The organism is Massilia cellulosiltytica, from assembly GCF_047325105.1.
Classification (GTDB): Bacteria; Pseudomonadota; Gammaproteobacteria; order Burkholderiales; family Burkholderiaceae_D; genus Telluria; species Telluria orientalis.
Genome location: NZ_CP168562.1, coordinates 6,977,476 through 6,997,000, shown reverse-complemented (window position 1 = coordinate 6,997,000; position 19,525 = coordinate 6,977,476). Strand labels below are relative to the sequence as shown.

At 64.9% G+C, this 19,525-nt stretch carries 22 protein-coding genes and 1 tRNA gene; 11 read left to right on the top strand and 12 right to left on the bottom strand.

Annotated features, from left to right (window positions below):
- Positions 1 to 2 precede the first annotated feature (2 nt).
- Positions 3 to 917 carry a hydroxymethylglutaryl-CoA lyase gene (locus ACEN9H_RS30810; RefSeq protein WP_413673199.1) on the top strand — a complete coding sequence of 305 codons (915 nt, stop codon included), beginning with the start codon at positions 3 to 5 and terminating at the stop codon, positions 915 to 917.
- 27 nt (positions 918 to 944) lie between these two features.
- Here ACEN9H_RS30810 and ACEN9H_RS30805 read toward each other — a convergent pair.
- Positions 945 to 2,206 (bottom strand): IS3 family transposase gene (locus ACEN9H_RS30805; RefSeq protein ID WP_413671356.1). Its coding sequence is split into 2 segments (ribosomal slippage): positions 945 to 1,859 and positions 1,862 to 2,206, totalling 1,260 coding nucleotides; the frame shifts between segments, so codons are not numbered across the junction.
- Between the two features lie 89 nt (positions 2,207 to 2,295).
- Positions 2,296 to 2,372, bottom strand: a tRNA-Pro gene (locus ACEN9H_RS30800).
- Between the two features lie 79 nt (positions 2,373 to 2,451).
- Here ACEN9H_RS30800 and ACEN9H_RS30795 point away from each other — a divergent pair.
- Positions 2,452 to 3,078 carry a hypothetical protein gene (locus tag ACEN9H_RS30795; RefSeq protein ID WP_413673198.1) on the top strand — a complete coding sequence of 209 codons (627 nt, stop codon included), beginning with the start codon at positions 2,452 to 2,454 and terminating at the stop codon, positions 3,076 to 3,078.
- A 122-nt stretch (positions 3,079 to 3,200) separates the two neighbouring features.
- On the opposite strand, the gene ACEN9H_RS30790 is transcribed toward ACEN9H_RS30795, so the two are convergent.
- Both ACEN9H_RS30790 and rsmI read right to left on the bottom strand, forming a co-directional pair.
- A complete protein-coding gene (locus ACEN9H_RS30790) occupies positions 3,201 to 4,169 on the bottom strand; it encodes an IS110 family transposase (RefSeq protein WP_413673197.1) in 969 nt (322 codons plus the stop codon).
- 238 nt (positions 4,170 to 4,407) lie between these two features.
- On the bottom strand, positions 4,408 to 5,316 hold the full coding sequence (gene rsmI, locus ACEN9H_RS30785; RefSeq protein WP_413673196.1) for a 16S rRNA (cytidine(1402)-2'-O)-methyltransferase: 909 nt from the start codon (positions 5,314 to 5,316) through the stop codon (positions 4,408 to 4,410).
- Between the two features lie 13 nt (positions 5,317 to 5,329).
- On the opposite strand from rsmI, the gene ACEN9H_RS30780 reads away from it, so the two are divergent.
- The 8 genes from ACEN9H_RS30780 to ACEN9H_RS30745 all read left to right on the top strand — a co-directional run bounded on the left by ACEN9H_RS30780 (position 5,330) and on the right by ACEN9H_RS30745 (position 10,591).
- A complete protein-coding gene (locus ACEN9H_RS30780) occupies positions 5,330 to 6,556 on the top strand; it encodes a penicillin-binding protein activator (RefSeq protein ID WP_413673195.1) in 1,227 nt (408 codons plus the stop codon).
- A gap of 1 nt (position 6,557) precedes the next feature.
- Entirely contained in the window at positions 6,558 to 6,923 is a 366-nt protein-coding gene (locus tag ACEN9H_RS30775) for a YraN family protein (RefSeq protein WP_371770762.1), read from the top strand.
- Positions 6,924 to 7,096: 173 nt separating this feature from the next.
- Positions 7,097 to 7,693: a phosphoheptose isomerase gene (locus ACEN9H_RS30770; RefSeq protein ID WP_413673194.1), complete on the top strand. Its 597-nt coding sequence runs from the start codon at positions 7,097 to 7,099 to the stop codon at positions 7,691 to 7,693.
- Complete coding sequence (locus tag ACEN9H_RS30765; RefSeq protein ID WP_413673193.1) at positions 7,683 to 8,339, top strand: BON domain-containing protein; 657 nt, start codon at positions 7,683 to 7,685, stop codon at positions 8,337 to 8,339. The genes ACEN9H_RS30770 and ACEN9H_RS30765 overlap by 11 nt, the downstream gene beginning before the upstream one ends.
- Before the next feature lie 25 nt (positions 8,340 to 8,364).
- Positions 8,365 to 8,877, top strand: a complete 513-nt coding sequence (locus tag ACEN9H_RS30760) for a peroxiredoxin family protein (protein ID WP_056125988.1) — start codon at positions 8,365 to 8,367, stop codon at positions 8,875 to 8,877.
- Positions 8,878 to 8,957: 80 nt separating this feature from the next.
- Positions 8,958 to 9,590, top strand: coding sequence for a hypothetical protein (locus ACEN9H_RS30755; protein WP_413673192.1), 633 nt, complete (start codon positions 8,958 to 8,960; stop codon positions 9,588 to 9,590).
- Between the two features lie 66 nt (positions 9,591 to 9,656).
- Complete coding sequence (locus ACEN9H_RS30750) at positions 9,657 to 10,358, top strand: MgtC/SapB family protein (protein WP_056125984.1); 702 nt, start codon at positions 9,657 to 9,659, stop codon at positions 10,356 to 10,358.
- A 26-nt stretch (positions 10,359 to 10,384) separates the two neighbouring features.
- Positions 10,385 to 10,591: a hypothetical protein gene (locus ACEN9H_RS30745; protein ID WP_371763115.1), complete on the top strand. Its 207-nt coding sequence runs from the start codon at positions 10,385 to 10,387 to the stop codon at positions 10,589 to 10,591.
- Between the two features lie 10 nt (positions 10,592 to 10,601).
- Here ACEN9H_RS30745 and ACEN9H_RS30740 read toward each other — a convergent pair whose 3' ends face one another.
- The 8 genes from ACEN9H_RS30740 to ACEN9H_RS30705 form a co-directional block, all read right to left on the bottom strand.
- Complete coding sequence (locus ACEN9H_RS30740; protein WP_413673191.1) at positions 10,602 to 12,590, bottom strand: helicase-related protein; 1,989 nt, start codon at positions 12,588 to 12,590, stop codon at positions 10,602 to 10,604.
- A gap of 137 nt (positions 12,591 to 12,727) precedes the next feature.
- On the bottom strand, positions 12,728 to 13,732 hold the full coding sequence (lipA, locus tag ACEN9H_RS30735; RefSeq protein ID WP_036239623.1) for a lipoyl synthase: 1,005 nt from the start codon (positions 13,730 to 13,732) through the stop codon (positions 12,728 to 12,730).
- A gap of 8 nt (positions 13,733 to 13,740) precedes the next feature.
- The gene (gene lipB, locus ACEN9H_RS30730; protein ID WP_056125979.1) at positions 13,741 to 14,436 is read right to left on the bottom strand and encodes a lipoyl(octanoyl) transferase LipB; all 696 of its coding nucleotides are present in this window, start codon (positions 14,434 to 14,436) and stop codon (positions 13,741 to 13,743) included.
- 100 nt (positions 14,437 to 14,536) lie between these two features.
- A complete protein-coding gene (locus tag ACEN9H_RS30725; protein ID WP_056125976.1) occupies positions 14,537 to 14,803 on the bottom strand; it encodes a DUF493 family protein in 267 nt (88 codons plus the stop codon).
- Positions 14,804 to 14,858: 55 nt separating this feature from the next.
- Positions 14,859 to 16,838, bottom strand: a complete 1,980-nt coding sequence (locus ACEN9H_RS30720) for a DUF6600 domain-containing protein (protein ID WP_413673190.1) — start codon at positions 16,836 to 16,838, stop codon at positions 14,859 to 14,861.
- A gap of 130 nt (positions 16,839 to 16,968) precedes the next feature.
- Positions 16,969 to 17,604, bottom strand: a complete 636-nt coding sequence (locus ACEN9H_RS30715; RefSeq protein ID WP_413673189.1) for a LysE family transporter — start codon at positions 17,602 to 17,604, stop codon at positions 16,969 to 16,971.
- A 92-nt stretch (positions 17,605 to 17,696) separates the two neighbouring features.
- Positions 17,697 to 17,981, bottom strand: coding sequence for an HU family DNA-binding protein (locus ACEN9H_RS30710; protein ID WP_036239618.1), 285 nt, complete (start codon positions 17,979 to 17,981; stop codon positions 17,697 to 17,699).
- Between the two features lie 107 nt (positions 17,982 to 18,088).
- Complete coding sequence (locus ACEN9H_RS30705) at positions 18,089 to 18,298, bottom strand: BrnA antitoxin family protein (protein WP_036239616.1); 210 nt, start codon at positions 18,296 to 18,298, stop codon at positions 18,089 to 18,091.
- Positions 18,299 to 18,498: 200 nt separating this feature from the next.
- On the opposite strand from ACEN9H_RS30705, the gene ACEN9H_RS30700 reads away from it, so the two are divergent.
- Positions 18,499 to 19,428 carry a DUF808 domain-containing protein gene (locus ACEN9H_RS30700; protein ID WP_160407168.1) on the top strand — a complete coding sequence of 310 codons (930 nt, stop codon included), beginning with the start codon at positions 18,499 to 18,501 and terminating at the stop codon, positions 19,426 to 19,428.
- The last annotated feature ends 97 nt before the right edge of the window (positions 19,429 to 19,525 follow it).

Below are 19,525 nucleotides of genomic sequence, written 5' to 3'. Positions count from 1 at the left end.
TCATGCACAACCAACTGCCGAAACACGTCAAGATCGTCGAAGTCGGCCCGCGCGACGGGCTGCAGAACGAAAAGGAAGCGGTGTCCGCCGCGGTCAAGATCGAACTGGTCGACCGCCTGTCGCGCGCCGGTTTCACCAACATCGAGGCGGCGTCGTTCGTCTCGCCGAAGTGGGTGCCGCAGATGGCGACGAGTGCCGAGGTCATGGCCGGCATCGCGCGCCGTCCCGGCACGCTGTATTCCGCGCTGACGCCAAACATGCAGGGCTTCGAGGCGGCGCTCGCCGCGCAGGCCGATGAAGTCGTGATCTTCGGTTCCGCGTCGGAAGCGTTCTCGCAGCGGAACATCAACTGCTCGATCGCGGAATCCATCGCGCGCTTCGAGCCCGTGGCGAAGGCGGCGAAGGACAATGGCCTGCGCCTGCGCGGCAGCATCAGCTGCGCGTTCGGCTGCCCGTACCAGGGCGACGTACCGCTGGATGCGGTCGCGGACGTCGTGGGCCGCATGCGCGACCTGGGCTGCGACGAGGTCGACATCGCCGACACGATCGGCGTCTCGACCCCGCGCAAGACGCAGGCCGTGATGGAGACGGCGGCGCGCGCCTTCGCGCTGGACCGCATCTCCGGCCACTTCCACGACACCTACGGCCAGGCGCTCGCCAACATCTACGCCAGCCTGGAACTGGGCGTCACGATCTTCCACTCGTCCGTATCGGGCCTGGGCGGCTGCCCGTATGCGAAAGGCGCGACGGGCAACGTGGCGACCGAGGACGTGGTCTACATGCTGAATGGACTGGGAATCGAGACGGGCATAGCCCTCGATGTCGTCGTGGAGGCGGGCGCGTTCATTTCGCAGCATCTCGGCCGCAAGGGCGCGAGCCGGGCCGGCAATGCATTGTTGGCGAAGAGAACGTTGTAACTGACTAGTCCTGAAATAGGTTGACGGTCAAACGTAGCAAGATTCGCTAGATTCTTGCGCTCTCAAAGACGCCCGGTGTACTTCATCGGGCGTTTTGTATTTCAGGGCCAAGTGTGGCCGCTCGTTGTTGTAGATGTCCACCGATTGCTTAACCATGCGCCTTGCTTCGTTCAGGTCTTGAGGACGCCCTAGCAAGTACTCGGTCTTGAGGATACCGTTGATTCTTTCGGCCAAGGCGTTTTGGTAGCAGTCATAGCCGTCGGTCATCGAGCAGGTCAGCCCATATTTCTGGTGCAGGGCCTGATAGGTGCTGGCGCAATATTGGACGCCGCGGTCGGAATGATGAATCAACGCTTGGCGGCCATGCCGTGAGCGCAGCGCGTTCTTCAAAGCTTGCGCTACCTCCTCGGTTTGCAAGGTGGCGTGGACGTGGTATCCGACGATCTTGCGTGAGAACGCATCCGTAACGAGGCTCAGATACACGCATTGCTGCTGGGTGGGAATGTAGGTGATATCGGCAACCCAGAGCTGCTCGGATCGCTGTGCCGTCTCGATAGCTGTTCCAGGTTTGAGCAGATTGGGATGCTTGTAGAATCGATGAAAGCTGTCAGTCGTCTTGTGGTACGCCTTGGATCGGGCCACCAGCAGATGAGCGCGCTTCAACGTCGCGAACAAAGCGTCGCGCCCCAGTTTGATGCCGGCAGCTGAAAAACGACCGTGCAAGAGATGATGCAGCTTTCGCCCGCCGATACGTGGCTGGCGTCGGCGGACTTCTCGCACCATTTCCTCTACCTTCCCATCACGCTCCTGCAAGGCTACCTCAACCCGGATCTGTTGATAGTACGCCTGCCGGCTAAGGCCTATGAACCTACACGCCTTGGCGAGACTCAAGCCAACTACCTGCCTTTGCTCGATGACTCGCCGGAAGGCTTTTTTGGCAGCTTGACCCCGTACTCTTTGCGGATCACTTCCAGCATCGCCTCAAACAACTGCGCTTTCTGGTTGGCATCCTTGAGCTGCGTCTCCAGTTCCTTGATGCGCTGCTCAGGCGTTTGCGGTTTGGGTTGCTTGCTCACGGGATCGCTCCTGTGCTGGTTGGGTCCCTTGAGGCTACCCCAATCCTGCCGGCCATGCTTGCGCAGCCACTTCAGCACCGTCGAACAACCCTGAATCCCATATCGCTGCTGCGCCTGCTTGTACGTCAGCTCGCCCCTTTCCACCTCATCAACTACGGCAAGTTTAAAGGCCAGGGTGTAGTCGCGTTGCGTACGCTTTACCCTCTCGTCCATGTCGACACTCCTTGAAAGTGTCAATCTATTCCAGGACGGGTCAAACAAATGAAAAAGGCCGACGATCTCTCGTCGGCCTCTTGCTATACTGGTCGGAGTACAAGGATTCGAACCTTGGACCCTCTGGTCCCAAACCAGATGCGCTACCGGGCTGCGCTACACTCCGAAGACAGCCATCATACCGTCCGGGTACTGTCCAGGTCAAGGAAACCCGTGAATCCGTGGTTTTCCGTACAGGTGAAGACGTGACGTTTGCAATCGACAACATCGACGGAACCCTCCCCGACCGCAAGCAAATGAACCGCATCGCGGCCGGCATCGCGCTGTCGGTGCTCGCGCACGCGCTGCTGCTCGCGTTCCATCGCCAGCCTGCCGCGACCCTGCCCGCCGTGCCGCCGGAACGGCTCACGATCCGCCTGCAGGCCGCGCCGTCGCCGCCCGTGCAGGTGAAACCGGCCGAGGAGCCGCCGAAACCGATCCCGCGCGCGCAGCCGCCCGCAAGGAAAACCCGCCCCGTGATCGCCGTGCCTGTGGAAAAACGCCAGTCGACCGAGGAAACCTATGCCGTGAAACCGGCACCGGACACGCCCGCGCCGCCGCCGGAACCTGCGACGACGACGCGGCATTTCGACATCGACGCGGCCCGCAGCATGGCGCGCGGCATGGCGACGAAGCTGGCCAACGAACCCGATCCGGACAAGGTGGGCACGGCGCTCGAACGCCTGCCGAAACCGGCGCTGCAAACGGAAAGCAAGTTCGAACGGGCGATCAAGCAGGCCAAGCGGCCGGATTGCAAGGATGGCGTGCCCGGGGGCTTGCTGGCACCGATCTTCCTGGCGATGGACAAGAAGGATAGTGGATGTAAATGGTAGGCGAACCGCACAAGTGACAGCATCGCTAAACCAAGCACGTCATTCCCGCGCAGGCGCGAATCCAAGTTTTTGGCGATACGCTAGCTTAAATTAGGTTCCCGCCTGCGCAGATACTGTGCTCCTCAAGCCTTGGCAAGCGCCAAATTCACATCGAAGGACTTGCCAGATTTGAGTACACCAATCATCCAGTGCACCAGCTTGCGCATGACGGCAATGATGGCCACTTTCTTGTTCTTGCCAGCCGCAACCATGCGTGCCGATAGCGCTGCAGCAGCAGCGTTGTAGCGGATCGCTGCCATGGCAGGCCAGTACAGGATCTTGCGTAGCCTGCCGTGCCCAAGTTTGCTAAGGCGACTTTTGGCTTGTACGGAGTCGCCAGATTCGTGATGCCGCGGCGATAGCCCGACAAACGCGACAGCTTGGCGTACATCGTCAAAACGCTCGCCACGAAGCCACGCGATTGCGTAGCTGCTTACACCGCTGCCGATACCGGGAATGCTCTGCAGCAGCTCGTCCTGCTCGCGTAAGCCAGGATGGTGGTCGATATGGTCACGGATCTTCTTTTGCAAACGCTTGATTTCATCGTTGAGCGTCGCAATCACACGTTCGATGGATTCCAAAGCAATACCTTGCGCTTCGTAACTCCGATTCTGCTCTTGCACATGCATCGACTGCACGGCTTCCAATCGCGCCAGCAAACGCTGTAGTTCCCGGATTTCCCGGGGTGGCGCTTGCCAGGCCAGTGGCTTCATCGTCTGGCAAAAGCGTGCGATCAACGTCGCGTCGGCGCGATCGGTCTTCTGCCGATTCATCATCGCCTGTCCAAACGCCTTGATTTGTGATGGGTTGACGACACTCACGGTATAACCCGCGTCGAACAACGCCAGCGCTACTGGCTCGTAGTATTGGCTTGTTGCTTCCATCGCCAAATGGCAGTTCTCGACAGTTAAGCCCTGTTTCTTCAGCCAGCCGAGCAGGTCGGCATGTCCCGCCTCCGTGTTCTCGAGCGCCTTGGTCTTGACCTTCCCGTCCTCTGACAACCAAGCTACGTCGAATTTGCGCTTTGCAATATCAATACCTACAAAGTTCATCGCTTCCCTCTGATGTTAGATTTCGCATGGCTTTATCTCGTGCATCCTTACAAACACAGGCTCAAGGCCTCAGATACTGTTCGCACTCTTCAGATAAAGGGGAGTACATGCGGCTTATCTGCGTAACAGGCTCGAAGCCTCGGGAACGACACAGCCTGCATGTACTCCGTTTTCCAAGCGTCCTCGGAAATCATAACGTCTTACATGACGTATAGGGAACGACGGTTAATCAGCGCTGTCAGTCCGCGCCCTTGATCTGCAACGCCCGCTCGTACAACGCGTTCTTCTTCTTCCCGGTAATCTGCGCCGCCAGCGCGGCAGCCTGTTTCACGGAACACTCTTCAAGCAGGATGCGCAACACGCGCTCCGCTTCGACGTCGCCTTCATCGTCCTCCGTCTGCGCACCTTCGACCAGCACGACAAATTCGCCGCGCACGCGGTTCGCGTCGGCCTTCACCCAGGCCAGCGCGTCGGCAAGCGGGCAGCGGTGGATTTCCTCGAACAATTTCGTCAGCTCGCGTGCAAAGACCACCTGGCGCGTCGGCTCGAATGCGGCGACGAGAGATTCCACACAGTCCGTGATGCGATGCGGTGCCTCATAGAACACGAGCGTCGCCGGCACGGCCTTGAGCGTGGCCAGTTCCGATTCGCGCTGCTTCGTCTTCGCGGGCAGGAAGCCGACAAAATAGAAGCGGTCGTTCACGAGGCCACTCGCCGACAGCGCCGCGATGGCAGCCGATGAGCCGGGCACGGGCACGACGTGCAGGCCGGCGTCGCGCACGGCGTCGACGATGCGTGCGCCCGGGTCGGACACGGCTGGCGTGCCCGCATCCGACACGAGCGCCACGCGCTCGCCCGCGCGCAGGCGCGTGACGAGTTTCTCGGCAACTTCGCGTTCGTTGTGCTGGTGCGCGGCGATCATCTGCTTGTTCAGGCCGAAACGGGTCAGCAGCGTACCGGTCTTGCGCGTGTCCTCGCAGGCGACGACGTCGGCCAGCAGCAGCACGTGCAGCGCCCGAAGGGTGATGTCGGTGACGTTGCCGATGGGTGTGGCCACCACGTAAAGCGTTGCGGTAGGATAGGACTGCTGGGCGGCCTCGCCCATGACGGGCAGTTGGGCGATCTGGCTGGACTGGGTTTCTGTCATGTTGGGGATACGGATGAAGATTCTCGAGGCACTGTGCGCCCGGCTGGCCTGGCTGCTCATCATGATGAGTGTCGGTGGCCACGCCCTTGCCGGCACGCCATGTGCCGGGCCGCAGCGATTGTGCGCGTCCGTGGACACTAACACAAGTGCGCACGCGCCTCTCCTCGCGATGCTGGATCCCGCCATCCAGCCGCGCCCGGCCCGGCCGCCACCGAACGAACCCGCGCCGCCGCCGCCACCGTCCGCCGCCCCCATCCGCATCGCCCTGCTGCTGCCGATGCGATCCAGCACGCTGGCAACGGCCGCCGAAGCGGTTCGCGCCGGCTTCATGGCGAGCATGGAACGGGACGGTACCGGCTTCAAGGCCGAGGTCGTCTCGACGGGCGACGCGCCGCGCGACGTGCTCGACGCGTACGCGCGCGCGGCGGTGGCCAGCGACATCATCGTCGGCCCGCTCGCGCGTTCCGCCGTGGCGACGCTGGCCGACAGCGATGCCGTCACGCGCCCGACCGTCGTGCTGAGCGTGCCGGAAGGCCGATCCAGTGTGCCACGGGGGATGCTCGTGGCCGGCCTGTCGATCGAGGACGAGGCGCGCCAGGTCGCGGAATGGGCCGCGCGCGAGCATCCGCACGGCCGTGCCCTGGTCCTCACGGGCGGCGCGGCCTGGGCGCAGCGCGCGGCCGGCGCGTTCGAGGCGCGCTGGGTCCGGCTGGGCCACACGAACCAGCGTTTCGCGATCCCGTCCGGCGAAGGGGGCAAGGCTGCCATCGGGGAACTGAAGCAGAAACTGGAGATCGACCCGCCCGACCTGCTGTTCGCCGCACTCGACAGCGCCGCGTTGCGCCCCGTGCGTGCGCTGGCCGCCGCGATCCCCTGCTATGGCGGCGGCGCGGCGAATCCGGGGCGGTCGACGGTGCCGGATGCGCCCGGCCTCGACGGCGTACGCCTTCTCGACCTGCCGTGGATCGTGCTGCCCGACCACCCGGCCGTGATGGTCTACCCGCGCCCGCTGGATACGGAACAGCCGCTCGACATGGACCGTTTATATGCCCTCGGCATCGACGCCTTCCGCGTCGCGCGCGAACTGGCACTGCGGGATGGCGCGCCGTTCAACATCGATGGCGTCACGGGCCGGCTCGACGTGATCGCCGGCCCCGACGGGCAATTGCAGCTGCAGCGGGTCGAGGCGGCCGTCGTCGTCCGCGGCGGCGCGTTCGAGCCCGTCGACAAGGGCCGCTGACATGTGGCCGACCCGGCTGTCGCGCAAGCAGGAGCAGGGACGCGCGTGGGAAGACGTAGCCCTGGCCCATCTCGAGCGCCACGGCCTCGTGCTGGTGGAAGCGAATTTCCAGTGCAAGCTGGGAGAAATCGACCTGATCCTGCGCGACGGCGCCACGCTCGTGTTCGTCGAAGTACGCCAGCGCGCGGCCGGGGCCCCGGTCAGCGCGGCGGAAAGCATCGGTCCGGCGAAAATCCGCCGCATCATCCGCGCCGCCCAGTTTTATTTGCAACGTTTCAATCGCCTGCCACCCTGCCGCATCGACGTCGTCGCCATCGATGGCAACCATGTCGAATGGTTAAGGAACGCCATTGAGACTAGCGTTTAAAAACCTGCTGCGCGTTGCATTTTTGCCCGGCGATGCTCGCTGTACTATTCGTACAGCTGCGCTTCTCGGCCAAAACTGCTGCCGCTCGCGACGGTTTCGAAAGGCTTGGAAGTGTAAGCATTTTTTGCTGGCCTTGATCGCTGGGCATTGCCACTGCACTATAATCTTTGACCATGAATACTCAACGCATCCTCGCCCACTTCCAGGAAAGCGCCGAACTCAAGTTGAAGTCGGCGAATCTCCTCGCACAACCGATTTCTCAAGCGATTGAGCTGATGTTCAATGCGCTTTCCAACGGCAACAAGATCCTCTCATGCGGCAACGGCGGCTCGGCCGGCGACGCGCAGCACTTCGCCGCCGAACTGGTCGGCCGCTTCGAGCGCGAACGCTTCCCGCTGCCGGCGATCGCGCTCACCACCGACACGTCGATCATCACGGCCGTCGGCAACGACTACAGTTTCAACGAAATCTTCAGCAAGCAGGTGCAGGCGTTCGGCCAGGCCGGCGACATCCTGCTGGCGATTTCCACGTCGGGCAACTCGGGCAACGTGCTGGCCGCCGTCGAAGCCGCGCTGGAGCGCGAGATGCGCGTCGTCGCCCTGACCGGCAAGGACGGCGGCAAGATCGCACAGATGCTGACCGACGCCGACGTCCACATCAACGTGCCGCATTCCCGCACCGCCCGCATCCAGGAAGTGCATCTGGTCGCGATCCACAGTATCTGCGACGGTCTCGACGTCGCCCTGTTCGGAGAAGAAGATGCAAATTAACGCCGGCGCCGTGCTGCGCCCCCTGTCGAAGGCCGTGCTGTGCGTGGCCCTGCTGTCGTCCCTGCAAGGCTGCGTCGCGGTCGTGGCAGGTGCCGCCGTCAGCGGCGCCGTCGCGACGGCCGACCGCCGCACGCTGGGCGCGCAGACCGAGGACAAGGGCATCGAACTGAAAGCCGCGGCCCGCATGGGCAACATCGTCGGTGACGCCGGCCACGTCAACATCAACAGCTACAACCGCAAGGTGCTGCTGACCGGCGAGGTGAAGGACGAGGCGATGAAGCGCGCAGTGGAAAACGAAGTGCGCGGCATTACCAATGTCGATAACGTCATCAACGAACTGCAGATCGCCGGCCCGTCCAGCTACACGTCGCGCGCCAGCGACGCCCTTATCACCAGCAAGGTCAAGCTCAGCCTCGCGGACAAGAAGACCGTGTCGGCCACCTCGTTCCAGGTCGTGACGGAGGGCGGCACCGTCTACCTGATGGGTCTCGTGACTCAGCGCGAAGGCAATATCGCCGCCGACGTTGCCCAGGGCGTGTCGGGCGTCATGCGCGTGGTTAAAATGTTCGAGTACATCAGCGAAGAAGACCTGCGCACGATGTCGCCACCGCAACAGCAGCAACCCGAGCCGCGGGGCACGTCGTAACACACCGGATGATGGGGATGAGACCATGACCACCTCACAACGCACCTGGATCAAGCCGGCCGCCATCGGCGCGGCCGTACTGGCGCTCGCGGGCATCGGTTACGCCACGTTCAGCCAGCAGCAGCAGGCGCCCGACGTCACGTTCATTACCATCGCCGGCCAGAAGATCAGCTCGCAGGAGCTGAGGGGCAAGGTTGTCATGGTCAATTTCTGGGCGACGTCGTGCGCCACCTGCGTGAAAGAAATGCCGCAGATGGTCGAGACGTACAACAAGTTCAAGCAGGACGGCCTGGAATTCGTCGCCGTGGCGATGAGTTACGATCGGCCGGACTATGTGTTGAACTATACCGAGACGCGCAAGCTGCCGTTCAAGGTGGCCCTCGATTCCGGCGGCGACCTGGCCAAGCAGTTTGGTGACGTCAACATGACGCCGACCACGTTCGTCATCGGCAAGGATGGCAAGATCCTCAAGCGCTACCTGGGCGAGCCGGATTTTGCATCGCTGCACGCATTGCTGCAGAAATCGCTGAAGTCCTGACGATCCCCGCGCACCGCTGACCTCCCGCAAACGCCGAGGTCCCGTTCGGCCCAAGCTTGATGCCGGCAAAGGAGGAGGCGATGCGCAAGCTGATCACGTACGTGCTCGTTGCGGGCCTGCTGACGGCAGCAGGCTGCAGCAGCGTGGACACCGGTCTGCGCAACACCGTGGTGTTGCATTACCAGCACGTCGCCAACGTTCACCGGATCGATTTCACCACGCCCGTCGCGCTGCCGAACCGCGCGCCCGTCCAGTTCGTACTGCCGCTGGATTCGCACGGATTCTGGGCCGTGTTCCTGCTGTGCGACCTGGACGTCACGGGCGCCAACATTCCGAGTTTTTATTTCGACGCCGACCGCCTGCGCGTGCAATACGGCGACCAGCGCTACGGACCGCTGCGGCCGTACACGCTGCGGCTGGAAGACACGGCCGACATCAACAGCCGCTTCGACACCGACGCCCTCGCGGATGCGATCGCGGCCGAACTCCAGCGCGGGCCGTCGAGCCAGGTCTTCCGGCACGGCTATTACGCGCAGCTGCATTACCGCTACGCCGTCTACGTGCCGCGCGCGCTGCCCGACTATTCCGGCGACCAGTTACGCCTGCGCTACGAAGGCGGACAGACACTGGCACTGGGCAATGGCTATCCGCCCGCCGACATCGCAAACGCCGGCCCTGGCGGTCCGGGCATTGCCGCGCGCTGCCTGCCGTGACGGTGTGCGCCGGCCAGCCGGGCCCGGTGCTAAGATGGCTCTTTGGATCTCATCAACACATCCATCATGCTGCCGGAAGCCGAACTCGTCGCGCGCCTGTGCCTTGCGGCCCTGCTGGGCGGGGCCATCGGGTTCGAGCGCGAGCGCCTGTCCTGGGCGGCGGGGTTGCGGACACACATGCTGGTCTGCGTCAGTTCCTGCCTGATCATGATCGTTTCGGCCTATGGCTTCAACGACGTATTGAACCACGACCATATTTCGCTCGACCCGTCGCGCGTGGCAGCCCAGGTCGTGTCCGGCATCGGCTTCCTGGGGGCGGGATCGATCCTGCTGCGCGGCGACGTCGTGCGCGGCCTCACGACGGCCGCGAGCCTGTGGTCGGTGGCGGCCGTCGGCCTGGCGGTGGGCGGCGGCCTGTACGTGGCGGCAGTCGCGGGCACGACCATCATCCTGTTCATCCTGGCCGCGATGAAACCGCTGGAGCAACGCTATTTCTCGTCCAGGCAAAAGCGCGAACTGGTGCTGTCGGCCGAGCGGGGCCGGCTCACGCTGCACGTGCTGGAGAAGGAACTCGGTCCGGTGACGAACCGCATCGGCACGTTCATCGTCCAGCAGAGCGAAGAGACGGGAAACCTGGACGACGTCCTCATCGCGTTCTCGCGCATGTCCGAGGCGGAATTCCACGCGTTGCTCGACCGCCTGCGCGCCATCCCCGGCGTGCACCGGGTCGAAGTGAAGAGTCGCCCCGACCGGCGCACATCGGCGTAAGCTGGCGTCATGACACGGAGACGACCATGGATGCGAACAACCAACCATTGACGGTCGAGCAGGCCTACCGCGCCATGCTCGCCTTTCTCGAACGCGAAGTCGACCTGACGGAATCGAGCGACCTGGCCGACCTGCTGGCCGGCTACCGGCTGGATGAAGACGGCCGGACGAGCGATCCAGCCCTGTGGGAAGAGTGGCTGGAAGCTGTCGGGCGGGCCCGGCAGCTGCCGTGAATCGGACTGTTTACCAGCGCCCCCGTTCCTTTTTGGCCTGCCGCTTGCGCGTCGCCGCGTTCTGCTGCTGCAACAGCGCATCGACGCGCTCGGACGCTTCGCGCGCCAGCGTCTGCGCTTCCTCGATGCTGGGGAAGAATTCCGGCATCCGATAGCCGAGCCAGGCATAGGCCGAGTACATGCGGCATGTGTCCTCGACTTCCTGCAGGTTTTGCCAGAACAATTCCTGCGGATGGGGCTGGAGCTTGCAGACCTTCCGCTTCGCCAGCGACTGCGCCCAGTGCGACCACGCGCTTTCCAAGGTCGGCACCCTGGTCGAAATGGGCACGAGCGACATCGTGAATTTCTCCGCCACGCTCAGGTCCAGCGTATCGAGCCACTCCGCGCGCTCGTTCTGTTCTTCCGTGATGCGCGGGTAGAAAAAGCCGTCCGGCACGTCGATGTTGTGCACGAAGCGTTTCAGCAATTTCACCAGCGACGTCTCGCCCGTCACCGACGAGATGCGGTGCAATTGCTCCAGCGAGGGGGCGACCGCGAAACCGCTGGCCGGCACGGGCGGGATCTTTTCCTTCATCAACGAGCGCATGACCTCGTGCGTGTCGTCGTCGTAGCCGGCGACAAAACCTTCCTCGTGCACGCCGTAGCGGCCCGCGCGGCCGGCGATCTGCTTGGCGAGCGCGGCCGAGATTTCTTCTTCCTCGACACCGTTGTACTTGACGGCCGTCGTCATCACGATGCGCTGGATGGGCATGTTCAAGCCCATCGCGAGGGCGTCCGTGCCGACGACGATGTCGGCCTGCCCTTCGCGGAACCGCTCGGCCTGCGCGCGCCGCACTTCCGGAGACAGATTGCCGTAGACGGTGGCGACGGACAGACCCATTTCCGTGATCATGTCGCGCCACATCAGCACCTCGCGCCGCGAGAAGGCGATGACCGCGTCGCCCCGCTTCAGGTTCCTCAGCTTGCGCACGGCGCCGGGTTCCATCGACAGCGGTGCCTTGCGTTTCAGCACGTGGACTTCGAGCGGACACTCCAGGCGCTCGGCCAGCGCCTCGATCGCGCGCCGCGCTTCCGGCGCGCCGACGAGGTACACAGTCGACGCCGGCGCACCGCACACGGCGGCCGTCCAGGCGGCGCCGCGGTCGCGGTCGGCCAGCATCTGGATCTCGTCGATGACCGCGACCTGCACGGGCGTCTTCGTGTCCAGCATCTCGACGGTGCTCGCGACGTGTGTCGCGCCTTCCGCCAGGCGGCGCTCCTCGCCCGTGATCAGGCTGACCTTGATGGGTTCGCCATCCGCATCGACCGTGTTCTGCAGGCGCTCGTAGTTTTCCAGCGCGAGCAGACGCAGCGGCGCGAGGTAGACGCCGCTGTCGGCCTGCGCCAGGTGTTCCATCGCGCGGTGCGTCTTGCCGGAGTTGGTCGGGCCCAGCAGCGCGATGAAGCGGCGCGCCATCTTGTTGGCCACGTCGAACGACGCCGGATACTCGGCCAGGTTGATGCTTTCCTTGGTGCGCGCGGCGTGGCGCTCTTCCTGCTCGCGCTCGCCGGCGTGCAGCAGGCGCTGGCGGATGCGGTCGAACACGAACTCGGCCGGCTCGGACGTTTCCAGCTCCTCCAGCACGTGCAGGAACAGCATCGGGTCGAAGCCGAACTCGTCGGCCTGGTCGGCGATTTCGCGCACGAATTCCTCGACCTCCTGGTTCAGGTCGTCGACGGCGTCGCGCGTGGCCCGCTCCTCGACGAGCGCGCGCCGGGCCAGCAGGTCCATCTTGCGCCACTTGCTCGGCTTGGCCAGCACGCCGCGCGACGGCACGAGGCGATACTCGACGTGCAGGCCGTCCACGCGCACGGCGCCGGCGAAGCGCAGGAAGACGCGGCCTTCCATGCGGACCAGCTCGACACCGCGGGCGTGCAGCCCCAGCTCGCGTTCGAGGAACGCGTCGTCGTCCTGGGTGTCGTCGTCGGGAGGGGTGAAACGGGGGTGGTGTTCGCTCATGTGTCCAATATAGCGCGGGTAGCATAAAAACGTCGTCCCCGCGGAGGCGGGGACCCAATTTGCTTGCGCTGACGACACGCCAAGAACTTGGATCCCCGCCTGCGCGGGGACGACGGGTTACTGCTGCGGACTTCGGCTTATGCTGCGACGCCCGCTTCGTGCGCCTGCTGGTCCGCGTGATACGACGAACGCACCATCGCGCCGACGGCCGCGTGCACGAAGCCCATCTCGTACGCCTTCTCCTCGAACATTTTAAACGTGTCGGGGTGCACGTAGCGGCGCACCGGCAGGTGCGAGTTCGACGGCGCGAGATACTGGCCGATCGTCAGCATGTCGATGTCGTGCGCGCGCATGTCGCGCATGACTTCCAGGATTTCCTCGTCGGTTTCGCCCAGGCCGACCATCAGGCCGGACTTCGTGACGGCGTTCGGGTACATCTTCTTGAAGTCGCGCAGCAGCACCAGCGAGTGCTGGTAGTCGGCGCCCGGACGCGCTTCCTTGTACAGGCGCGGCACGGTTTCCAGGTTGTGATTCATCACGTCCGGCAAGCCGTCGGCGAAGATGTTCAACGCTTTTTCCAGGCGGCCGCGGAAGTCCGGCACGAGCACTTCGATCTTGGTGTTCGGCGACAGCGCACGGGTCTTCTGGATGCACTCGACGAAGTGGCCGGCGCCGCCGTCACGCAGGTCGTCGCGGTCGACCGAGGTGATCACGACATACGACAGGCGCAGGTCGGCGATGGTCTTGGCGAGATTCCCCGGCTCGTTGACGTCGAGCGGGTCCGGACGGCCGTGGCCCACGTCGCAGAACGGGCAGCGGCGCGTGCACTTGTCGCCCATGATCATGAAGGTCGCGGTGCCCTTGCCGAAGCATTCGCCGATATTCGGGCAGCTCGCTTCCTCGCACACGGTGACGAGGTTGTTGGCGCGCAGGATGTCCTTGATCTCGTAGAAGCGCGACGACGGGCTCGCGGCTTTGACACGGATCCAGTCCGGCTTCTTCAGGCGCTCGTGTTGCTCGAGCGGCACGATCTTGATCGGGATGCGCGACGTCTTGCTCGCGCCTTTCTGCTTTTCGCTCGCGTTGTACGCATTTGCTGCGGATTCTGCTGCTGCGGTGCCGGTGTCGATTGGAGAAGTCATGTGCGTAGTCAGTTGGTTGCGGCCTGCGCGACCGCTGCGGTTGAAGAGGGTGCCGTGGACAGATGATCGATCAGCGCGGCGGCGAGGGCTTGCTGTACGTCGGCCAGCGGCACGTCGACGCCCATCGTTTTCATGTCCACCGTGGCCAGGCCGGAATAGCCGCACGGGTTGATCCAGGTGAACGGCGCCAGATCCATCGCCACGTTCAGCGAGACGCCGTGGTAGGTGCAGCCGTTGCCGCGTACCTTCAGGCCCAGCGCGGCGATCTTGGCGCCCTTGCGCGGACCGTCGGCGATATAGATGCCGGGCGCGCCTTCGACGCGTTCACCGGCAAGATTATACGCCGCCAGCACATCGATCACGGCCTGCTCGATCTTGTGGACAAATTGCCGCGCATACAACTTGCCGCCGGGCTTGTTGCGGCGCAGGTCCATCAGCAGGTAGATCACGACCTGGCCGGGACCGTGGTACGTGACTTCGCCGCCGCGGTCGGTCTGCACGACGGGCACGTCGTGCGCGCCGACGCTCAGCAGGTGGCCGCGGTCGGCGCCCAGCCCGAGCGTGAACACGGGCGGATGCTCGACGATCCACAACTCGTCGGGCGTGTCGGGCGTGCGCGCATCCGTGAAGGTGCGCATCGCGGCAAAAACGGGTTCGTAGTCGGCGCGGCCAAGCTCACGGATAGCCGGCTGGTTCGCTTGCATGGATAGGGTCTGTGAAGAGAGAGTACCCGTCATTATAAGCCAGCCTGATGGCTGGCGTTATAAACCCCTTCCGGCCGACGGGCCGGAAGCAACACCAAGTTTACAGAACGATCTTGACCATCGGATGCGACGACAGTTCGCGGTACAGGTTGTCGAGCATTTCGCGACTGGTGGCGCGCACGATCACGGTCAGGCCCGTATAGGCGCCCTTGGCCGACGGCCGCACTTCCATCTTGCCGGCATGGAAAGTCGGATCGTGGATGGTGACGACTTCGACGATCGTGTTGGCGAACTCGTCGTGCGTCGGGCCCATGACCTTGATCGGGAAATCGCTCGGGTATTCGATGAGGGAATCTTTCGGGTCCATGGCCACTCCTTTTGTAAAACAGCATTGTAGCCAAACCGCCCCATTTCCGCCCGGATCAACGCTCTTTCTGGTCCCGGCCGCGCTGGTCGACGTGGCGCCGTTCCTCGGATCTGGCCGGCGCGGGTGCCGGTGCCGCGACGGGTGCCGGACGCGGGGCCATCTGCACGGGCGGCGGGGCCGGCGCAGGGGCGGGTGCCGGACGCGGCGCCATTTGCACAGGCGGCGGAGCCGGACGCTCGATGCGTGGCTGCGGCTGCGGCTGCGGCTGGGGCTGGGGCTGGGGCTGCGGCTGGGCCTGCTGCGCCGGCTGGCGGTTGCGGCGCCATTCTTCCAGTTGTTCGCGGCGTTCGTCGCGGCGGGCGTCGCGCTCCATCCGGTCGCGCTCGCGGTCGATGCGGTCGCGCTGCCAGGCGCCGGGGACGCCCGCCGGCGGCATCGCCTGCGGCTGCTGGATCGTCGGGCTGGCCGTCGACAGCGCTTGCGGCGGCAGGTGCGGCGTCGGGCTCGTCACGGCGCTCAGCGGCTGCGGCGGCAGGTGTGGCGTCGGACTCGTGACCGGCAACCCCTGTGCTGGTGCCGAATTGACCGGTGGCGCCGTGATCACCTGGCCTTGCGGGCGCTGGGCAATAAAACCGTCGCGCTCGGCGCGTGCCCGCTCGGCGCGTGCCGTCTCGATGCGGCGCTCGCGGCCCGGGTCCGCGTGGCGGCCCTCCATGCGGCCGATGGCGACCGGGCCGCGGATGCCGTCCCCGTCGCGATCCGCACGATCCGGACGGTCCGGGCGGTTCGGCCTCACCGGGGCGGCCGGCGGCGCGCCCGTCGGGACGTTGTGCACCAGCACGGGCGGCACGGTCGTGATGGGCGTGCGCGGGACGTTCACCCGGCCCGGCCGGTCGAAGCGGTCCTGCGGGAGGACCGTGAGGCCTTGCGGGCGGTAGTCGCGCGGACGGCGCGGGTTGTCGCGCACGTGTTCGTTCAGCCAGCGCAGATGGTGGTCGGGCGCGCGCCACGTGGGCACGTAGCGGTCGTGCGGCGTCAGCGGATACCAGCCGGCGGCGGGCAGTGGGCGGTTGCGGTCGCGGAACGTGAGGTTCCAGCCGGCGCCGCCGACCCAGCCGACGAGCGCCGGTGCCCAGACCAGGTGCTCGTGACGGCGGCCCGGCGCCCAGGCCCAGCGGTTGTGCACGTGCACCCAGCGGCCGTAGTGGAACGGCGCATAGCCCCACGGCGCGTTGTCGACCCAGGTCCAGCCCCACGGATCGAGCCAGGTCCAGCTGCCGTCGCGGTACGGCACCCACGTGGAGGCCACGGTCGGGGTCCACAGCGGGCCGTATTCCGGATCCTCGCGCCAGCTGCCGTAGCGGTCGAGGTCTTCGTAGCCCGTCATCTCGGTCGTCACGTAGCGGCTTGATGCGGCATTGTCCTCGTAGCGGTCACGCACGAGGGCCCATTCGTCGAAATCGTCACGCACGGCGGCCAGGGTGCGCACGTCGGCATCGCCCACCTCGGCGCGGCGCCCGGCGCGCAGGGTCAGCTGCGAATCGCCGTCCTCGACGAGCGCCGTGCCGTCGAACACGGTGACGAAGCTGGTGTCGCGCACGCGCTCCGCGTCCACGCGCACGCGGCCGGGCTGCTGCAGGCGCACGCGCGCCTGCGGGGTCTCGAGTTCGAAGCCGGCCAGCACGTCCGCGTTCAACACCCGCACGCTGGCGCTGCCGTAGTGCAGGCGCAGGCGCAGGCCGTTGTCGTCCATCTGCAGCACTTCCAGCGACGAATCGCCGTCCAGGCGGATCGACGTCGAACCGACGCGCAGTTCCGTGCGGCTGCCGGCCGCCGTGCTGATCGTATTGCCCGACGTGACTGGCCAGTTGACCTGCGCGGCCATCATCTCCGCGCCGATGTCGCTGCCGATGGTGACCTGGCCCTGGGCCAGCGCGACGCGGCCCACGCGCGCCGGCGGATCGGCCGCCACGGCGAGCGCCGTCAGGGTGGAGAAGGCGAGGAGGACGGCGGTTTGCGCGACGCGGTTCGGCATGATGTCTCCAGGGCGGGAATAAACTCGTATTCTTGTTGGTAGACGCGACGGATTGCGTCTCCTGCATTACAACGCACGAGCGTACGAAACGACGACACGAATTACAAATGGTTGCGAAATGTTTCCGCGCTCAGGCGTGGGCAGGCTTGACGAAGAACATCAGCGCGCCGACCGCCATCAGCACGGCGCCAAAGAAGCGGTTCTGGACCTTGACGGCGCGCGGGTCGCGGAACCAGCGCTGCATCGTCGCTGCCAGCAGGGCGTAGCCGTGCATGACCGTGGTGTCGATGGTGACCATCGTGACGCCCAGGATCGCCAGCTGCGGCAGCACGGGCGCCGCGTCCGAGATGAATTGCGGCAGCACGGCGACCATGAAGATGATGCCCTTCGGATTGGTCGCGTTGGTGAGGAAGCCGGTCAATACGCGGCGGCCGAACGACGGGTGCGCCGCGAGGCCGGCCGTCGAGACGTTCGACGCTTCCGCCTTCGCGCGCCACTGGGCGATGCCGAGCCAGATCAGGTACAGCGCGCCGACGATCTTCACGATGGTGAACGCGGTTTCCGACGCGACCAGCAGCGAACCGACGCCGGCGCCGGCGATCACCAGCACGAGCACGAGGCCCAGTTGCAGGCCCAGCACGGTGGCGCTGGCCTTTTTCAGCCCGTAGGCGAGGCCGTGCGACATCGACAGGATGGCGCCGGAGCCGGGCGAAATGGCGATCAGCGAACCTGCGATGACGAAGGTGATCCAGGTGGCGAAGCTCATGGGAAGGAAGCGGAAGGGGAGAGAAAGGATACGCGGGCATGGCGCACGGCGCCGGCGATTGCCGGACGGCCACGGCCAGCCGCGGGTACTGCTTACTTCTTCTTCGGGTTGACGGCGGCCTTCAGGGTCGCGCCGGCAGCGAAGCGCGGCGTCTTCGACGCAGCGATCTTGATCACTTCGCCGGTTGCCGGGTTGCGGCCCTTGCGGGCAGCGCGCTTGGTGACCGAGAACGTGCCGAAGCCGGTGATACCCACCGTATCGCCTTTTTTCAGACGCTCGGTGATGATGTCGATGATGGTGTTCACTGCGTCATTCGCAGCGGCGCCCGACATCTCGGTACGCTTCGCAAATTCAGCGATCAGTTCGCCTTTTTTCATAAATCCTCCGGGTTGAAAGAGCCGGAAGATTAGCATAATTAATTGCTACGCGTAATCTTCTTACACGTCATACACCCTGTATTGGCGGGGTTTCTGCGATTTTTTGCTCAGGCCGCGGCCGGATTCGCGTCGCCGCTGGCCAGGCGCAGGCGCAGCGCCGCGTTGATCAGCGTCTGGTAACCGGTGCCGGTGCGCTCGGCGCGCGAGCGGAATTCGTCCAGGACCTCGTCGTCGAGGTAGATGGTGATGCGGGTCTTGCGCTTCGGAGGACGGGCACGGCGGCGCGGAACGGACGGCAGGTCGAGGTTCTGGTTCATGGGCATCTCCTTCAGGTCGGAAAGGCTGCTGCACCGCAGCCAATGTTGTCACTATACGTATCGCCCGCGATGAGCTGCACGGGAAAGCGACGAGATGCAGATTTTCGGGTTTGAAACGCAGAAAACGCGCCTGAACCGTGTACCGGACCGACGGGTCGTCTCGGTTAAGATGTGAGCATATTGATATTGGGGAGCGGTACATGGCTGCAGGAAGTTTATTGGCACTTATCGATGACATCGCCACCGTGCTCGACGACGTGGCCCTGATGAGCAAGGTGGCCGCCAAGAAGACGGCCGGCGTGCTGGGCGACGATCTCGCCCTCAACGCCCAGCAGGTGACAGGCGTGAACGCCGACCGCGAGCTGCCCGTCGTGTGGGCGGTGGCGATGGGCTCGCTGCGCAACAAGGCGATCCTCGTGCCGGCCGCGCTCGCCATCTCCGCCTTCCTGCCGCAGGCGATCACGCCGATGCTGATGGTGGGCGGCGCCTACCTGTGCTTCGAAGGCTTCGAGAAAGTCGCCCATAAACTGCTGCACAGCGCCGCCGAGGATGCGGCGCACGAAGAAGAACTGGCGACGGCGCTGGCGGCCAATGCCGACATGCGCGCGGTCGAAAAGGACAAGATCAAGGGCGCGATCCGCACCGATTTCATCCTGTCGGCGGAAATCATCGTGATCTCGCTGGGCGTCGTCAACGAACAGGGCGCGTCGTTCGGCGCGCAGGTGGCGGCCCTCGTCGCGGTGGCGGTCGCGATGACGATCGGCGTCTACGGTATCGTCGCGGGCATCGTCAAGATCGACGACCTCGGGCTGTACCTGAGCCGCCGCGCGAGCGGCGCCGCGCGCGCCATCGGCAACCTGCTGCTGGCGGCCGCGCCTCGCCTGATGAAGTCGCTGTCCGTGATCGGCACCGTGGCGATGTTCATGGTCGGCGGCGGCATCATCGGCCACGCGTTCGAGCCGCTGCACCACCTGGCCGAGAGCGCCGCTGCGGCGGTGGCAGGCGTCCCGGTCGTGGGCAGGCTGCTGGCGGCCGTGGCACCGGCCGTCGTCGATGCCGCGGCGGGTGTCGTCGTCGGCGCGGTCGTGCTGGCGGTGGTCACGCTCGTGCAGAAAATCCGCGGAAAGTAACCCTACCGTCACCCCCGCGAAGGCGGGGGCCCATGCTGAGCTTCCGAAGTCACGTCGTTGGATACGCTGCAAATGCGTCCAACGTACCGCATCCTGT

What these genes read in the sequence shown, in the direction of transcription:
- ACEN9H_RS30810 (WP_413673199.1), top strand. Translation starts at nt 3, where the DNA reads ATGCACAACCAACTGCCGAAACACGTCAAGATCGTCGAAGTCGGCCCG.
- ACEN9H_RS30790 (WP_413673197.1), bottom strand. Translation starts at nt 4,169, where the DNA reads ATGAACTTTGTAGGTATTGATATTGCAAAGCGCAAATTCGACGTAGCT.
- rsmI (WP_413673196.1), bottom strand. Translation starts at nt 5,316, where the DNA reads ATGACAGAAACCCAGTCCAGCCAGATCGCCCAACTGCCCGTCATGGGC.
- ACEN9H_RS30780 (WP_413673195.1), top strand. Translation starts at nt 5,330, where the DNA reads ATGAAGATTCTCGAGGCACTGTGCGCCCGGCTGGCCTGGCTGCTCATC.
- ACEN9H_RS30775 (WP_371770762.1), top strand. Translation starts at nt 6,558, where the DNA reads ATGTGGCCGACCCGGCTGTCGCGCAAGCAGGAGCAGGGACGCGCGTGG.
- ACEN9H_RS30770 (WP_413673194.1), top strand. Translation starts at nt 7,097, where the DNA reads ATGAATACTCAACGCATCCTCGCCCACTTCCAGGAAAGCGCCGAACTC.
- ACEN9H_RS30765 (WP_413673193.1), top strand. Translation starts at nt 7,683, where the DNA reads ATGCAAATTAACGCCGGCGCCGTGCTGCGCCCCCTGTCGAAGGCCGTG.
- ACEN9H_RS30760 (WP_056125988.1), top strand. Translation starts at nt 8,365, where the DNA reads ATGACCACCTCACAACGCACCTGGATCAAGCCGGCCGCCATCGGCGCG.
- ACEN9H_RS30755 (WP_413673192.1), top strand. Translation starts at nt 8,958, where the DNA reads ATGCGCAAGCTGATCACGTACGTGCTCGTTGCGGGCCTGCTGACGGCA.
- ACEN9H_RS30750 (WP_056125984.1), top strand. Translation starts at nt 9,657, where the DNA reads ATGCTGCCGGAAGCCGAACTCGTCGCGCGCCTGTGCCTTGCGGCCCTG.
- ACEN9H_RS30745 (WP_371763115.1), top strand. Translation starts at nt 10,385, where the DNA reads ATGGATGCGAACAACCAACCATTGACGGTCGAGCAGGCCTACCGCGCC.
- ACEN9H_RS30740 (WP_413673191.1), bottom strand. Translation starts at nt 12,590, where the DNA reads ATGAGCGAACACCACCCCCGTTTCACCCCTCCCGACGACGACACCCAG.
- lipA (WP_036239623.1), bottom strand. Translation starts at nt 13,732, where the DNA reads ATGACTTCTCCAATCGACACCGGCACCGCAGCAGCAGAATCCGCAGCA.
- lipB (WP_056125979.1), bottom strand. Translation starts at nt 14,436, where the DNA reads ATGCAAGCGAACCAGCCGGCTATCCGTGAGCTTGGCCGCGCCGACTAC.
- ACEN9H_RS30725 (WP_056125976.1), bottom strand. Translation starts at nt 14,803, where the DNA reads ATGGACCCGAAAGATTCCCTCATCGAATACCCGAGCGATTTCCCGATC.
- ACEN9H_RS30720 (WP_413673190.1), bottom strand. Translation starts at nt 16,838, where the DNA reads ATGCCGAACCGCGTCGCGCAAACCGCCGTCCTCCTCGCCTTCTCCACC.
- ACEN9H_RS30715 (WP_413673189.1), bottom strand. Translation starts at nt 17,604, where the DNA reads ATGAGCTTCGCCACCTGGATCACCTTCGTCATCGCAGGTTCGCTGATC.
- ACEN9H_RS30710 (WP_036239618.1), bottom strand. Translation starts at nt 17,981, where the DNA reads ATGAAAAAAGGCGAACTGATCGCTGAATTTGCGAAGCGTACCGAGATG.
- ACEN9H_RS30705 (WP_036239616.1), bottom strand. Translation starts at nt 18,298, where the DNA reads ATGAACCAGAACCTCGACCTGCCGTCCGTTCCGCGCCGCCGTGCCCGT.
- ACEN9H_RS30700 (WP_160407168.1), top strand. Translation starts at nt 18,499, where the DNA reads ATGGCTGCAGGAAGTTTATTGGCACTTATCGATGACATCGCCACCGTG.